This is a genomic window from Mediannikoviicoccus vaginalis (assembly GCF_928097925.1).
In the GTDB taxonomy this organism is placed as follows: Bacteria; Bacillota; Clostridia; order Tissierellales; family Peptoniphilaceae; genus Mediannikoviicoccus; species Mediannikoviicoccus vaginalis.
The window spans coordinates 855,743-871,217 of record NZ_CAKMRI010000001.1; the positions used below are offsets into that span (position 1 = coordinate 855,743).

14 protein-coding genes are annotated in these 15,475 nt (G+C 35.7%); 3 read left to right on the plus strand and 11 right to left on the minus strand.

The genetic code is table 11. The features are described from left to right. Positions 1 to 92 precede the first annotated feature (92 nt). The 7 genes from groL to L6651_RS04325 all read right to left on the minus strand — a co-directional run bounded on the left by groL (position 93) and on the right by L6651_RS04325 (position 9,042). Positions 93 to 1,721, minus strand: coding sequence for a chaperonin GroEL (gene groL, locus L6651_RS04295; RefSeq protein ID WP_237036767.1), 1,629 nt, complete (start codon positions 1,719 to 1,721; stop codon positions 93 to 95). Between the two features lie 11 nt (positions 1,722 to 1,732). Further along, positions 1,733 to 2,011, minus strand: coding sequence for a co-chaperone GroES (locus L6651_RS04300; protein WP_237036768.1), 279 nt, complete (start codon positions 2,009 to 2,011; stop codon positions 1,733 to 1,735). A gap of 238 nt (positions 2,012 to 2,249) precedes the next feature. Beyond that, entirely contained in the window at positions 2,250 to 2,621 is a 372-nt protein-coding gene (locus L6651_RS04305; protein ID WP_237036769.1) for a hypothetical protein, read from the minus strand. Between the two features lie 18 nt (positions 2,622 to 2,639). After that, complete coding sequence (gene ligA, locus L6651_RS04310) at positions 2,640 to 4,613, minus strand: NAD-dependent DNA ligase LigA (RefSeq protein WP_237036770.1); 1,974 nt, start codon at positions 4,611 to 4,613, stop codon at positions 2,640 to 2,642. Next, positions 4,606 to 6,819: an ATP-dependent helicase gene (locus L6651_RS04315; RefSeq protein WP_237036771.1), complete on the minus strand. Its 2,214-nt coding sequence runs from the start codon at positions 6,817 to 6,819 to the stop codon at positions 4,606 to 4,608. The genes ligA and L6651_RS04315 overlap by 8 nt, the downstream gene beginning before the upstream one ends. Positions 6,820 to 6,946: 127 nt before the next feature. Then, entirely contained in the window at positions 6,947 to 8,056 is a 1,110-nt protein-coding gene (gene ald, locus L6651_RS04320) for an alanine dehydrogenase (RefSeq protein ID WP_237036772.1), read from the minus strand. Positions 8,057 to 8,220: 164 nt separating this feature from the next. Then, positions 8,221 to 9,042 (minus strand): undecaprenyl-diphosphate phosphatase, encoded by an 822-nt coding sequence (locus L6651_RS04325; protein WP_237036773.1) that lies wholly within the window; start codon positions 9,040 to 9,042, stop codon positions 8,221 to 8,223. A 108-nt stretch (positions 9,043 to 9,150) separates the two neighbouring features. Here L6651_RS04325 and L6651_RS04330 point away from each other — a divergent pair, with 108 nt between their 5' ends. From L6651_RS04330 to L6651_RS04340, 3 genes are all read left to right on the plus strand, one after another. Continuing rightward, positions 9,151 to 9,753 carry a DUF4230 domain-containing protein gene (locus L6651_RS04330; RefSeq protein ID WP_237036774.1) on the plus strand — a complete coding sequence of 201 codons (603 nt, stop codon included), beginning with the start codon at positions 9,151 to 9,153 and terminating at the stop codon, positions 9,751 to 9,753. 88 nt (positions 9,754 to 9,841) lie between these two features. Beyond that, positions 9,842 to 10,183 (plus strand): GntR family transcriptional regulator, encoded by a 342-nt coding sequence (locus L6651_RS04335; RefSeq protein ID WP_237036775.1) that lies wholly within the window; start codon positions 9,842 to 9,844, stop codon positions 10,181 to 10,183. After that, a complete protein-coding gene (locus L6651_RS04340; RefSeq protein ID WP_237036776.1) occupies positions 10,180 to 11,511 on the plus strand; it encodes a PH domain-containing protein in 1,332 nt (443 codons plus the stop codon). The genes L6651_RS04335 and L6651_RS04340 overlap by 4 nt, the downstream gene beginning before the upstream one ends. A 26-nt stretch (positions 11,512 to 11,537) precedes the next feature. On the opposite strand, the gene L6651_RS04345 is transcribed toward L6651_RS04340, so the two are convergent. The 4 genes from L6651_RS04345 to L6651_RS04360 form a co-directional block, all read right to left on the minus strand. Beyond that, positions 11,538 to 12,965: a peptidoglycan D,D-transpeptidase FtsI family protein gene (locus tag L6651_RS04345; RefSeq protein ID WP_237036777.1), complete on the minus strand. Its 1,428-nt coding sequence runs from the start codon at positions 12,963 to 12,965 to the stop codon at positions 11,538 to 11,540. Beyond that, on the minus strand, positions 12,953 to 14,293 hold the full coding sequence (locus L6651_RS04350) for an FtsW/RodA/SpoVE family cell cycle protein (RefSeq protein ID WP_237036778.1): 1,341 nt from the start codon (positions 14,291 to 14,293) through the stop codon (positions 12,953 to 12,955). Before L6651_RS04350 ends, L6651_RS04345 begins: the two co-directional genes overlap by 13 nt. Next, positions 14,283 to 14,792 carry an FHA domain-containing protein gene (locus L6651_RS04355; RefSeq protein ID WP_237036779.1) on the minus strand — a complete coding sequence of 170 codons (510 nt, stop codon included), beginning with the start codon at positions 14,790 to 14,792 and terminating at the stop codon, positions 14,283 to 14,285. Before L6651_RS04355 ends, L6651_RS04350 begins: the two co-directional genes overlap by 11 nt. Before the next feature lie 97 nt (positions 14,793 to 14,889). Further along, on the minus strand, positions 14,890 to 15,474 hold the full coding sequence (locus tag L6651_RS04360) for a xanthine phosphoribosyltransferase (RefSeq protein ID WP_237036780.1): 585 nt from the start codon (positions 15,472 to 15,474) through the stop codon (positions 14,890 to 14,892). Position 15,475 lies beyond the last annotated feature (1 nt).

The window sequence follows — 15,475 nt, forward strand, 5'->3', positions numbered from 1 at the left end:
ATTGTCAAATCTTTTTAAGTTTTTAGTTTTAATATTTTTAAATAAAAAATAGCATGGGGATTTTCCCACATGCTATCTATTATCTTTTTATTTTAGAATCCCATTCCGCCTGGCATTGCTGGTGGCATTGGTGGAGCTGGTTCTTCTTTTTCTATGTCTGCTACTGCAGCTTCTGTTGTCAATAACATTGCAGATACTGATGCAGCGTTTTGAAGTGCTGATCTTGTAACTTTTGCAGGGTCAACAATTCCAGCTTCAATCATATTTACATATTTTTCGTTGTAAGCGTCAAAGCCGATTCCCTTTTCTTCAGCCTTTACCTTTTCAACTATAACTGATCCTTCAAGGCCAGCATTCTTAGCAATTTGCTTAATTGGTTCTTCAAGTGCATTTAGTATAATGTTTACTCCTGTTCTTTCGTCGCCTTCAACTTCATCAAGAAGTGCTGCAATCTTGTCAAGAGTGTTAATATAAGCAGTTCCACCACCGGCTACTATACCTTCTTCTACAGCAGCTCTAGTAGCAGCTAGTGCGTCTTCAAGTCTTAATTTTCTTTCCTTTAATTCAGTTTCAGTTGCAGCTCCAACTTGGATTACTGCTACACCACCTGCAAGTCTTGCAAGTCTTTCTTGAAGTTTGTCTCTATCGAAATCTGATTCCGCATTTTCTAATTGCTTTTTAATTATGTGAACTCTTTCTTCAATAGCTTCTTTAGTTCCTGCTCCGTCAACGATAACAGTGTTATCTTTAGATACATTAACTTTTCTTGCAGTTCCTAAATCGTTAATTGTTACAGATGATAATTCTATTCCAACATCATCAGAAATCATGTTAGCTCCAGTAAGGATCGCTACGTCTTTTAACATTTCTTTTCTTCTGTCGCCAAATCCAGGTGCCTTAACAGCTACAACGTTGAAAGTTCCTCTAAGTTTGTTAATTACAAGAGTTGAAAGAGCTTCTCCTTCTACATCTTCTGCAACAATGAATAGAGGCTTTCCTGACTTAACAACTTGTTCAAGTACAGGTAATATATCTTGAATGTTTGAAATTTTCTTGTCAGTTACAAGTACATATGGATCTTCAAGATGAGCTTCCATCTTTTCAGTATCTGTCATCATGTATGGTGATAGATATCCTCTTCCAAATTGCATACCTTCAACAACGTCTAAAGTTGTTCCCATAGTGTTTGATTCTTCTACAGTTATAACTCCGTCTTTGCCAACTTTTTCCATTGCTTCAGCAATCATTTGTCCAACATGTTCGTCAGCTGCAGAAATTGCTCCAACTTGCGCTATTGCTGATGAAGTTTCTACAGGCATTGCAATGTTTTTTATTTCTTCCACAGCAACGTCAACAGCCTTCTTAATACCCTTTTGCATAATCATTGGGTTTGCTCCAGCCGCAAGGTTTTTAACACCTTCTCTAACGATTGCTTGAGCAAGTAGCGTTGCAGTTGTTGTTCCGTCTCCTGCGATATCGTTTGTCTTAGTTGCAACTTCTCTTACAAGTTGTGCGCCCATGTTTTCGAATCTATCTTCTAATTCAATTTCTCTAGCAATTGTAACACCATCATTTGTTATAAGAGGTGATCCAAATTTTTTATCTAATACAACATTTCTTCCCTTAGGTCCTAAAGTAACCTTAACTGTATCGGAAAGCTTGTTAACTCCATTTATTAAACCTTCTCTTGCATCTACTGCAAATTTAACTTCTTTAGCCATGTTTCCTCCTTCTATCCTTCAACGATTGCAAGTACATCTTCAAGTTTTACAATGATGTATTCTTCGTTTTCTAACTTAACTTCTGTTCCTGCATACTTTGAGTAAATAACCTTTGTTCCAACTTCTATATTTAAATTATCTTTTCCTGATAATTCGTTGGATATAGCAACCACTTCCGCAACTTGTGGCTTTTCTTGTGCTGAGCTTGGTAATACAATACCTGAAGCAGTTTTTTCTTCTACTTCCAACATTTTTACAACAATTCTTTCTCCTATTGGTTTCAGATTCATAATACCCTCCTATTTATTTTATCACTCTCTCGATTGGAGTGCTAATAACTACATTCTTATCATAATACATTTTTTTAAATATTGCAAGCGAATTTAATTCTTTTTACTTTTCTATTCTATACTGTCTTCTATAAAAAAGAAAGGCTTTTCCCGTTGTAAGTTTACAAATTTATTTTTTCAAAATAAAAAGGGCCACGCCACTAGCGCATGCCCTTCATATAGGTAAATATTTATTCAATTACAACATTAGACTTCCGAAGCTAAAAATCATAACATATCTTTTTAGAATTTCCATCATTGAATTTGAGTAGCCAACCATCACCGCAATAAAAATTATATGTGGTATGGCTAGGAGTATGCATATGGTCACAACTAAAAAGTTTTTTTTAACGAATAGAAGTCCAAACAAAACTAGCCAAGACCAAAGGCAAAATGGTATAAAGAAAGTCATATCTGCAAGGAAGTCCAATCTTTTATTAAACACACTGCCATCTAATCTTCCATTGACGGCGGTAATTATAACTCCCACCGCAAAAATTAACAGGGAAATAGCAGTAAATATATAAAATATTTTTCTTGAGTCCATTTCCTTTTTCTCTTTTTTACTCATTTTGCACCTTCTATAAATTTATTTTATGATTTTTTCAAGCTCATCTTTTTCCACAATTCTTATGCCCAGTTCCTTCGCCTTGTCAAACTTTGAACCTGGTTTTTCGCCGACCACAACCATGTCTGTGTTTTTGGATACAGATGAGGAGGTCTTTGCTCCCATGGATTTAAATATCTCTTCAAGTTCTTTTCTTGAATAGTCTTCAAAGGACCCTGTTATAACTACACGCATGTCGCTAAACTTTTGTTCAACATCTTTTTTATTTTCTTCTTTTATAATTTCAACGCCTTCATCAAGTAGCCTGTCTAGACCTTCCACCACCTTTTCATCATGGAAGAACTCTTCTATTGCATCGGCGGTTATGTCACCAATGTCCGGAACTTCCACCAGCTCCTGGGCAGTAGCCTTTCTAAGATTGTCAAATGTTTTAAATCTATTTGCCAAGTCCTCTGCAGTTTTTATTCCCACATTTGGTATTCCAATGGCGTAGATAAAGTTTTTGAGTCTTACTTCTTTGCTATTTTCAATTGCATTTAAAAGATTGTTTACTTTTTTATCTTTAAATCCTGGAAGTTTATATAAATCTTCTGCAGTTAGTGAATATATTTGTGATATTTCCTGTACCTTTAGTATCTCAAGCATCTTCTCAATGGTCTTTTCACTAAGTCCATCTATATTCATGGCGTCCCTTGATGCAAAGTGAACAAGCCTTGAAACAAGTTGCGGTTCACAGTTCATGGAGTTGGGACAGAAATAGTGTACTCCGTCTCTTATTAGTGGTGTGTGGCAGAATGGACAGTCACTAGGCATAACTATTTCTTTTGAATCTTCATAGTCTTCAATCTTTCCAAGGATTTCTGGGATTACGTCATTGGACCTTCTGATTAACACCCTGGAATTTATCTTAACTTGTTTTCTTTCGATGTCGTCCATGTTGTTTAAAGTGGCACGACTAACTAATACATCGCCTATTTCCACCGGCTCAAGTAAAGCAGTTGGCGTTACCTTGCCAGACCTACCAACATTCCACTCAACTTCTCTGACGATGGTGCTGTACTCTTCTGGTTCAAACTTATATGCAATGGCCCATCTTGGAAATTTATTTGTGTATCCAAGAACTTCCCTGGTCTTCATGTCGTTTATCTTTATAACTGCACCGTCAGTTAATACATCAATCTCTTTTCTGTACTCTTCTATATATGAAAGAATTTCTTCCAGCTCTTCCAATGTCTTGGCTTTTTTTATAAATGGATGCACTTTAAAGCGATTGTCTTTTAAAAACTGCATCATCTCTTCTTGACTTGTAAACTCTTTTCCTTCAATATAGCCCACATTATAAAAGTATGCTGTGAGATTTCTCTTTTTCGTCTCCTTTGGGTCCAGATTTCTCAAAGCTCCCGCCGCTGCATTTCGTGCGTTCTTAAGGGCAGGAGTATACTTTTCGTTATATTTTCGCAGTGCAGAAAGTGGCATTAGCCCCTCTCCTTGCACTTCAATTCTACCCTTATATGGAATTGTAAATGGTATTGATGGGATGGTCTTTACTTGGGCCAAAATGTCTTCTCCAACAACACCATTTCCTCTAGTGGCTGCCATAACAAGCCTTCCTTCGTCATAGGTTAGGTTTATTGTAAGGCCGTCAAATTTAAGTTCTACTAAAAATAATAATTCTAATACTTTTTCATTTGAGGCCTTTACAAGTCTTTCCGCCCTCTTCTCCCACTCACGGATCTTTTCAATATTTTGTGCCTTGTCCAAACTATATAGAGGAGCCAAGTGGGTATGTTTTACAAAGCCCTCTAAAAGCTCACCACCAACTCTTTGTGTCGGCGATTCGGACAATACTATTCCCGTTTCATGTTCAAGCTTTACTAATTCATCATATAATTTATCGTATTCGCCATCAGATACTATGGGCTCGTCAAGAGTATAGTAGTGATAGTTGTAGTCGTTTAATTGTTTTACTAATTCTTCAATTCTCTTATTACTCATCTAATAACTCCAATGGGGCCATGCTCTTGTTAAGCTTTTTAATGCCTTTTTTATCAAAGGCGATTACAAGCTCGTCCCCTCCATTTTTTTCAGTGATTGTTATAATTGTTCCAATACCAAAGCTCTTGTGCTTTACCTTGTATCCAAGTTTTAACTCTACCCCTTCCAAGGTCTTTTTGTTTGGGTCAGATTTTTTTACAAAGCTAGCCCTTAAATCCTTTGCCATATCCTGTGCAGAAGTTGCAAAGGTCTCTCTAAAGTTGTCGGTGTATTGGTATGACTTCGGCTTTTCAACTTCAAGCAAATCGCCCATCTCTTCAATAAAGCGGGATGGTTTATGCATCATAAATTTTCCAAAGACCCTTCTGCTGCTGCATGATGTAAGATATAACTTTTCTTCCGCTCTAGTTAGGGCCACATAGCAAAGCCTTCTCTCCTCTTCCAGACCGTCGTCTTCTACAATTGTCCTTTCTGAAGGGAAAAGCCCTTCTTCCATGCCCGTTAGAAATACAATTTTATATTCTAGTCCCTTTGCCGCATGTATGGTCATAAGGCTAACTCCCGTCTTAGAGTCGTCGGTCTTATCCACATCTGAAAGCAAAGTCACCGTTGCAAGGTAATCTTCCAAGGAAGGCTCTTCTGCAGATTTTTCATAATCTGAAATCGCCGATACAAAGGAAGAAATATTTTCTATTCTCGTTTTATCTTCCCTTAAGTTTGAGTCTTCTAACATCTTTAAATATCCCGACTTTTCTAAAACATGGTTTGCAAAGTCCGTAACAGATAAACTATCCTTTTCTCTTTTTATATTTTCCATCATATAAATAAACTCTTGAAGCTTTGCCTTGGTACGTCCAGTTATTCCTTCAATGGCAGTTTCAGAAAGAATTCTATATATGGATGAATTTTTTTCAAGGGCAATGTCGGAAAGTTTATTTAATGTAGTATCTCCAATGCCCCTCTTAGGGATGTTGATAATTCTCTTTAACGCCACATCATCATCGGGATTTACAAATATCTTCAAGTATGCAACAAGATCCTTAATCTCCTTGCGGTCATAGAACTTCAGTCCACCAACAACCCTGTAGTTGATGCCTTCACGCATGAGCATCTCCTCGAAGGCACGGGACTGGGCATTTGTCCTGTATAGAATTGCCATATCTTCAAACTTGTAGCCGTCATGGCGAAGCTGTTCAATATAATTTGTAACTACCATGGCCTCTTCAGAGTCTGAGTCCACCTCTTTGTAAATAACCTTGTCACCTTTTTTATTATCGGTCCAAAGATTTTTTTCTTTTCTTTCAAAGTTATTTTTTATTACCTTATTGGCAGTATCCAAAATATTTTTTGTAGATCTATAATTTTGTTCCAATAAAATTACCTTCGCCTTATCAAAGTCCTTTTCGAAGTTTAAAATATTACTTATGTCGGCACCTCTCCATCCATAAATGGATTGGTCTCCATCGCCAACGGCACAAATATTTCCATATCCTTTAGAAAAATATTTGATTAGTTCATATTGTGGCTTGTTAGTGTCTTGATATTCATCCACAAATACATATTTAAATTTATTTTCGTATTTTTGTCTTATGGAGTCATGTTCTCTAAACAGTTCCAAAGTCTTTAGTATTAAGTCGTCAAAGTCCAAAGAATTATATAATTTTTTCTTTCTCTCATACTCTTCAAAAATTTCCCCAAATACTTTATAAGTTGGATGGTATCCGTAGATGTCATTAATGTAATTGACACCTTCCCCAATATTTTTCGCAGAGGAAATTGCGTTTAAACATTGTGACACGGGAAAGTCCTTTGCACTTAGTCCCTTGTCCCTAAGTATCTCTTTGATTAGTGACTGTTGATCGGACCTGTCGTATATGGTGAAGTTGTTTGTGTATCCAAGGGCTGAAATCTCTGCACGAAGAATCCTTACACAAATGGAGTGAAAGGTTCCAATCCACATGCTTGAAACATCTTCTCCCAGTAGATTTTCAACTCTCTCCTTCATCTCCCCAGCGGCCTTGTTGGTGAAGGTAAAGGCAAGTACTTCCCATCTTCTTGCAAGGCCTTCGTTTAATATATGGGCGATTCTCGTTGTTAATACCCTTGTCTTCCCACTGCCGGCTCCAGCAAGTATCAAAAGTGGACCTTCCGTTGTCAACACCGCTTCTCTTTGTCTGTCATTAAGTCCTTTAAGTAATTCGTTCATTTATTTCTCCTATCAAAAAAGGTCTAAATATAAATATTAAAGACCTGTTAGCTATTTCAAAATTTATTTCATTCCCTTATTCATTATAACATAGCAAAATAAAAAAGAGCCTACAGGCCCTCTTTATCTATAAATTTAATTCGCAAAGTTCGTGCTTAGTGTCCTTTGCCACGGATTTAATAACAACCTTGCCATCATATGTGTTTATTCCCGATTTTAATTCAGGAAATTTTTCAATGGCACCCTTAAGACCATATTCGCCAATTGCCTTTGCATACACTGTTGTGGCATTTGATAATGCATATGTGGAAGTCATGGCAACAGCCCCCGGTATATTTGCAACGGCATAAAATGTTACGCCATACTCTTTGAAAACTGGATGGCTATGACTTGTTGGACGTCCCTGTGTTATGTCAGTTGAGCCACCTTGGTCAATGGCAACGTCGACTACAACGGAACCTTCCTTCATCTTCTTAACGCTGTCCACCTTAACCAGCTGTGGAGCACGTCCCCCTGGTATTAACACAGTTGATATAACAAGGTCCGCCCCACTAACGGCTTCGTCGATGTTAATAGGATTTGAATAAAGGGTTTCAATTTTATCTGGGAAGATATTGTGAAGTTTTGTAAGGGCATCCACATTTACATCCAAAACAGTAACCCTTGCACCCATACCAACTGCTATTCTAGTTGCCCCTGTACCAACTGTACCGGCACCAACTATAACCACATTGGCAGGCCTTACTCCAGGCACACCTTGTAACAGGATTCCCCTTCCACCTTCAGGCTTTGTCAAATATCTCGCTCCTTCTTGCACTGCCATTCTACCGGCGATTTCAGACATAGGTTGAAGTAATGGAAGTTTATTTCCCTTTTGCACCGTTTCAAAACCAATTGCAGTTACCTTATGTTTTATTAATTCATCCACAAGCTCTTCGTTACCTGCCAAGTGTAGGTAGGCATATAGAATAAGGCCTTCCCTTAAATATTTATACTCTTCTCTAAGGGGCTCCTTAACTTTGTAAATCATATCTGCCCTCTCCCAAACCTCTTTGGCAGAATTTATAATATGCGCTCCCGCGTCTTCATATTCTTTATCGCTAATTCCAGAGCCCAGTCCCGCTCCAGTTTCGATTAACACTTCTATTCCATGTTTTACAAGGTCACTAACCGCTGCTGGAACAGCTGCAACCCTTGACTCTTGATCTTTTAATTCTTTTGGTATTCCTATTATCATATTTTTCCCTCACTTTCTTTAATAAATTTTTATACATCAACACAATTAAATTTCTTCATTTTATCTTGAATGATATTATTATAAAATGGATTAATTTTCATGTCAATTTATAAATTTAAATTGCTAAATTATTTTCGTAAATAAAAAAGGAGCCGCCGCCCCTTCTATTTTAAAAATGTAAAATATAAAATTACAATTAGTCCCAGTGCTATTCTATACCAACCAAACACCTTGAAGTCATGTCTCTTTACATATGAAAGCAAGAACTTTATTGTAAGTATGGATACAACAAATGAAACTATGGAAGACACTAGGAGTATCATCAGCTCAAAGGATGTAAATACAAACCCAAACTTAAGTAGTTTTAAAAAGCTTGCGCCAAACATAACAGGGATTGCCAAGTAAAAAGTAAACTCTGCGGCAACGGTTCTGGATAGTCCAAGGAGAATACCTCCAAGTATTGTGGATCCTGATCTTGAAACCCCTGGAAATATTCCTGCAAAGAGCTGAAACACACCGATATAAAAAGCAATCTTGTAACTTATGCTTTTGACGTCATTAACCTTAGGAACTTTATCTTTATTTCTGTTTTCAACAATTATAAATAGTATACCAACTATTATAAGCGCCAGTGCTATGGGGATCGGTTTATGAAACATCTCTTCAAACACATCATCAAATGGAATAATTAAAGCAGCAGGAATGCAGGCAATAATAATTTTCCCCCAAAGGCTAAACTTTTCTTTATTTAGAGCAACCTTTCCCTCTCTCTTTTCAAATGGGAAGATGTCGTTCCAAAATAGTACCACCACAGCTAAAATTGCTCCAAGTTGGATTACAATTTTAAACATGGACATAAATTCATCACTTACATTAAGTTTTATTAATTCGTCAACTAAAATAATATGGCCCGTTGAAGATATGGGAAGCCATTCCGTAATCCCTTCAACAATCCCAAGTATAATCGCTTTTAAAATTTCTATCATAATTCACCTCGATTATTCAATTATACAAAAAAATAAGCTACATAATCAAATCTTACTTGATTTTTTCACATCTTTATCATACATTATAATAAAACATTAGGAGGTATTATGAAGACAAAGAGTAAAAAGTTTTTATTTGTGAAAATAATTGTTCTTTTGGTCCTTGGGTGTGCCCTTTTCTTTGCTGGAATGTTAAAGACGAAGAAGGAAATGACTCCAGAGATGACCACCGAACTAATTAATAATAGACTGGAAGAAGCAAAAGAATTAACTACAACGAAATATTATTATACAAATATGGGACAGTTTGAAAATCAAAACGACTTCTATGGTTGGAAGGTTCCCTTCACCACAAAGAGTTTTATAGTTTCATACGACGGTATAATTCATGCCGGTGTGAATTTAGAAAATGCAGTGGTGGACTTTGGAAATAATAGAATTGATATTCAAATTCCTAGTTCCACAATACTTTCCCATGAGATAAAGGAAGAGTCACTAAAGGTTTTTTTAGAAAAGGATACAATATTTAATCCCATAAAGATTGAAGACTATAACGACTTTTCAAAGGATCAAAAGAAAGTTGTGGAAGAAAAGGCAATTAAAAATGGTCTTTTAACTGAAGCAAATGAAAAGGCTGAAAAGACAATTAAGGAACTACTTAAACTTGATGACCTTTTCAAAGATTACGAAATAAAAATTTATTTTAAGTAAAAATAAGCTCCAAATTATTTTGGAGTTGTTTTTTTGCATTACTTGTATTATAATCATTAATACATATAAGACAGCGGAAGGAGAGCATATGATTTTAAAAATTGATATGGCAAGTGAATTTCCAATCTACCAGCAGGTGCGAGACGAAATCGTATCTTTAATAGGCATGGGTGAACTTAAGCCAGGAGATGAACTTCCTGCAGTGAGATCCCTTGCAGCAGATCTTGGAATAAATCCAATGACCATTCAAAAGTCCTACAACATTTTAAAAAATGAAGGCTTTATCGAAATTCACAGACGAGTTGGCGCTAGAGTTTCAAATTTAAATAATTTAAAACAAGATGAATTTGAAAAGAACTTAGAAAGACTTTTACTGGAAGGCAAGGCTCGTGGGTACAACATTGAAGAACTTATTAGGAGGGTGCTATGATATTTAATTTAATCCTTGTGGGCTGTTTGGTTTTAATACTTTTTTTAATGAAGTTTCAAATAAAATATATTACAAATTACAAAAACGGATATATTTTAGCCACATCCATGCCTTACGACATAATTAACGACGAAAGGGTAAGTGAAATTACAGAAAATTTAAAAAGAGAAAGCTCTTTAATATTTAAAATATTTCTTCCAATACCCCTTTTGGTATTTTTTGCAGAGACAGAATTAATTAAAATGCTTTTATTTGTCTTTGGGATTATTATTTACGCCATTTTAATAAACATCTTCATCTACAAGGCAATGAAGGAGCTTAGGGAGTATAAAAAGCTTAAGAGAGTACAGTCAAGTGTAAAGTACGCCGACTTAAAGGCAAATGTGGAAATAAAAAAGAATATGCCAAGTAAATTCATGCACCTACTTCCAATGATATTACTTTTACCGGGACTTTTCTTTTTAGACTTTGACGTTAAAACTTCCACCATGATGCTAATTACTGGGTCCCTTATAAACCTAAGCCTAATTTACTTTGCCATGTCAATAGAAAAATCGCCAAATATAATTTATTCAGAGGACACAGAGGAAAATGTAAAGCTAAATATAAAAAACAAGGGCAAGTTTAGTAAAACGATACTTATCTTTACTTCATTTCTATCTGTATTGACTTTGCTAGCAACTATTATTTCTTACAAAAACCCATATGCATATTGGCCATTTATAATTTATGTAATCGCCATAACTTTTGGAATGCTCGCCATTGTCATTAGTCAGTATAGGGTTTCAAAGGAAGATGTAAATTTAAATGTGGATGAAGTGGACTACTACGATATCTTTGGATATAAAAACAAAGACGATGCAAGAATATTTGTGCCATCAAAGTTGTCCCCGGGCAATATAGATTTAAACCGAGGAAGACCAGTAGGTAAGGCAATTTTTTATGGAAGTATCGTCATAGGAGTGGTTCTACTAGCATCACTACCTTACTTCCTATCTCCTACAAACTACAATTACAATGTGGGAAGGGATAAAATATTAATCTCTGCAAAGATGTACAATGACGAAATAAAATATAAGGACATCAAAGAAATAAAATTATTGGATGAATTTCCTAAAAGCGAAGTTGTAAGGACAAATGGCACCTCATTGGAAAGCCAAAGTTATGGATCCTTTTCAGTAAGGGGAATTGGAAATGTAAGGCTATATTATTACAACAACAGCAAAAAAGTTATCTTTATAAAGGCGGATAAAAATTATATTTTCAATGAAAAGACCGACAAGGATACGGAAATGTTATATGATAAAATTAAAAGCGAAATAAAATAGCGAAGGCTCATAGAGTCTTCGCTTATTTATTCTCCAAGTCCAAGGTTTAATGCCTTTCTTATGGTTTCTCTTGCTATTGGCCCAGCGGATTCGTCTCCACCGGTTCCACTGTCTTCCAATACAACTGCAACAGCAATGGTCGGATTTTTCGCCGGCGCTGTTGCAATAAACCATGCGTTTGTGGACTTTTTATCTTTTATTTCTGCAGTACCTGACTTACCTGCAACTGTAACTGCTCTCAAGCTCGCTTCCGAGCCATCCCTTACTACTGCAACCATATCTTTTAAGATTTCATTTGCAATTTCAGGTGTGGTTACCTTTGAAAGTATTTCAGGATTTTTCTTAAACTCAACTTCTCCTTCAGGGTTTGTAACCTTGTCTACTATATATGGCTTCATCATAACTCCATTGTTTGCAATGGCAGACATGACCATTGCCATATTAAGGGGAGTAACTAAAGTGTCCCCCTGTCCAAAGGATGTGGTTGCAATATTTGCAGCGTCTATTCCATCATAGTATCCATTAATGGACTTTGTAGTTGGTAGGTCAAATGGAATTTTTTCTCCGATGAAGTATCTACTACTTACATCTTGCAAAATCTTTCCACCAACTTCTGAACCGAGCTTACTAAAGTAAACATTGGATGATTTTACTAGAGCCTTTTTCAAATCGGTTCTTCCATTTACCATTCCATTAATGTTACTTACTTTATATCCACCTATCTTAATTGAACCTTCGTCCTCTATTTCCATGCTCTCAACTTTATCTTGATTTTCTAAAATACCTGTGGCAGTTACAACCTTGAATACGGAACCCGGTGTGTAAAGCCCTTGAGTAGCTCTGTTAAGTAGCCTAGCGTCCTTTTCATTATTTATAATGTCTTCCCAGTCCGCTGTAATTGTATTTGGGTCGAATGTTGGGAAGGAAGCCATGGCATAAATTTCTCCAGTCTTTGGATTCATTGCCACAATGGACCCCTTATGCTCTTTCAAAAGCTTCATGGTATAGCTTTGAAGTTCTGAGTTTGTTGTTAGTGTCAAGTTGTTTCCATCTTTTTGATTTTCCACAAGCTTCTTTAATTCAGATAGTGGTGTATTCTCTTTTATGTTTAAAAGTGTCTTTGCATATGACTTTTCAAGACCAGCTGTTCCATAATTCTTAGAGTTGAATCCAGTAATTGGCGAGTAGATAGAACCGTATAAAAACTTTCTAAAGTTATTGTTGTTGCTGTCGGTTTGAGTTTCAACTAGCACATTTCCTTCAGAGTCGTAAATAGTTCCCCTCTTGACTTTATTTTCATCAACCCAATGTCTTCTGTTGTACTGAGCGTACTCCCCAGTTGCAATGTCCTTTGCCTTTACAATTTGGAAGTAAGTCATGTATAACACCAAGGCTAAGAACATTCCTAAAAACATGGTAAGCACAACTATTATCTTTTTATTTATTCTTTCCATTCTTCCACCATCTTATCTTTTATATCCGATGAACAGTATTGTAATATTCCTAGACAGATAAACGAAGTTACCATGGAGCTACCACCATAACTTACAAATGGAATTGTAATACCTGTCATTGGAATTAGTTTTAGTACTCCACCTATCATAAACACGGCTTGGAAGGCAAACATTATTGAAATGCCCAACGCTACGTATTTAAAAAATAGATTATTTTGTTCCATGGATATTTTAAAACCTCTATACACAAGTATCATAAATAGCATTATAATACCCATACCTGTAAACACTCCCATCTCCTCTACAATTGCAGGGAAGATGAAGTCAGAGCTTGCAACGGGTATTAAATCGGGACGACCAAGTCTAAGTCCCGTACCAAAGAAGCCTCCCGATGCAAGAGCAAATAGGGATTGTACAATTTGGTATCCCTTGTCTTGTACTGACTTCCATGGATCAAGCCATATATCAAATCTAACTCTTATATGAGAGAACATTAGGTAGGCCATTATACTTCCCACCACTGCTAAGAGCATGTTTAAGGCTAAGAAGTATCTATTATAATCAAAGATGTACATAAAAATAATATACACTATGAAAAATATTACAGCAGACCCTAAGTCCTTTTGTATAAAAAACAGTCCAATTAGCGAATAGGCAACCACCATAAAGGTAAGCGGCTTTTTCTTTTCAATTAAAAAGTGATACTTGGACAGCTTCTTGCCGGTCAATAGATTTTCATTTGTTTCAAAAGATGCTATAAAGAAGATGAATAATATCTTCGTTAATTCCGATGGCTGAAACACTATGCCCTTAATATCGGCCCAGTTCTTTGCACCGTACTTTTCAAAACCGAATACTATGGTTATGAAAAACATAAAGAAACATCCTGCCAAGTAAAGTAGCGTAAGATTTTCCCAGCCCTTAAATGACTTTAGTATAAAGTAGGTTACATAGAACATAGAAACGCCTATTAAATACCAAAATAGCTGTCTTGTTCCCTCGTATGGATTAAGTCTAAAAATCATTACAACGCCAATACTAAATAGCATTGAGGCTACCAGTAATAGATAGTTGTCTCCATCGGTGACCTTTACCACCAATCTATTTGCCACATTAACACCAATAATAAAAGAAATGAATAGCAAAGTGTTTTTCGTATTGAAGTTTTCTCCAGCAGATACAGAAATAAGTCCCATGGCAAGTATCTGAAACCAAAGTAAAAGCCTTAGGGGATTTTTTACGCTGGATCTAGTAAAGTTGAAGTCTTTACTAAATATCTTTTTAAAAAAACTGCTTTCATTTCTCTTAAGCGTTTTTTTATTTTTCATCGTCATCATCACCATCTACAAATAAGAATTCAACTTGACCAAAGTCAACCAAATCCTTATCTTTAAGTAATACTACCCCAGACACCTTTTGGCCATTTACATATGAGCCATTGGCAGAGCCCAGGTCTTCAAGGTAGAACTGTCCCCTTTGTTTAAAAATTCTGGCATGTTTTTTTGAGATAAATCTATCTCCAAGCACAATGTCATTACCGTCAGCTCTTCCGATTGTAGTATTATTTTTTATAAAATAATGTTCTTGTATTTTGAAAGGTAATCTCTCTTTTCTATTGATAAGTTTCAAATAGCTGTCCGCCGGTGTATTTAAATTATTAATTCCCTTGATGTCAAGGTAAATCATCTTTATTATGTTGAAGATGAAATAATAAATTATTATTACAAAGGCGTATTTGAATATCATGGCCAATAGGTCATATAGTTTCATATTGGCTGTCAATTGAATTGAGAAAAACTTTTCAAGTAATTCAATAATAAAATTCATATCTTCTCCTAATATTTTAAGTACTAATATTCCAAGTACTAATATTTTACACGAAAAACTTAAATTTTCCTATAATTTAGAGATTTTGTAACATTTGTTAAAAGTCTACAGAGTTTTCAAACTCCACTTTGCCATTTTCTAAAGATTTTATTGTGGCAAGTGACTCAATTTCATATCTCTTTTCCCTAAGCCTCTTTCCTCCATTTTGAAATCCCTTTTCAATTAGTATTCCAGTGGACACAAGCTCTGCCCCAGCTTGATTTAAAATATCGTAAACCCCTTCCAAGGCCTTTCCATTTGCTAAAAAATCATCTATAACTAAAACTCTGTCACCTTTGTTCAAATAGTTTTTGGAAACCATAATATCATAGGTAACTCCCTTAGTATAACTGTATACAGAGCTTTTGTACACATCATCTCCAAGGGTTTTTGAAATATTTTTCTTTGCGAATACAACTTTTTTATTCATGGCAAGTCCAACTGCAAATGCTATTGCAATTCCAGAAACTTCCACCGTAAGTATTTTATCTATATCTAAATGTTCGAATCGCCTCTTGAACTCTTCTGCAATCTGCATAAAAAATTCTGGGTCGATTCTATGATTAACAAAGCCATCTACCTTTAGTACATTTCCTGGAAGGACTATTCCTTCGTCAAGAATTCTCTTTTCTAATATGTTCAAG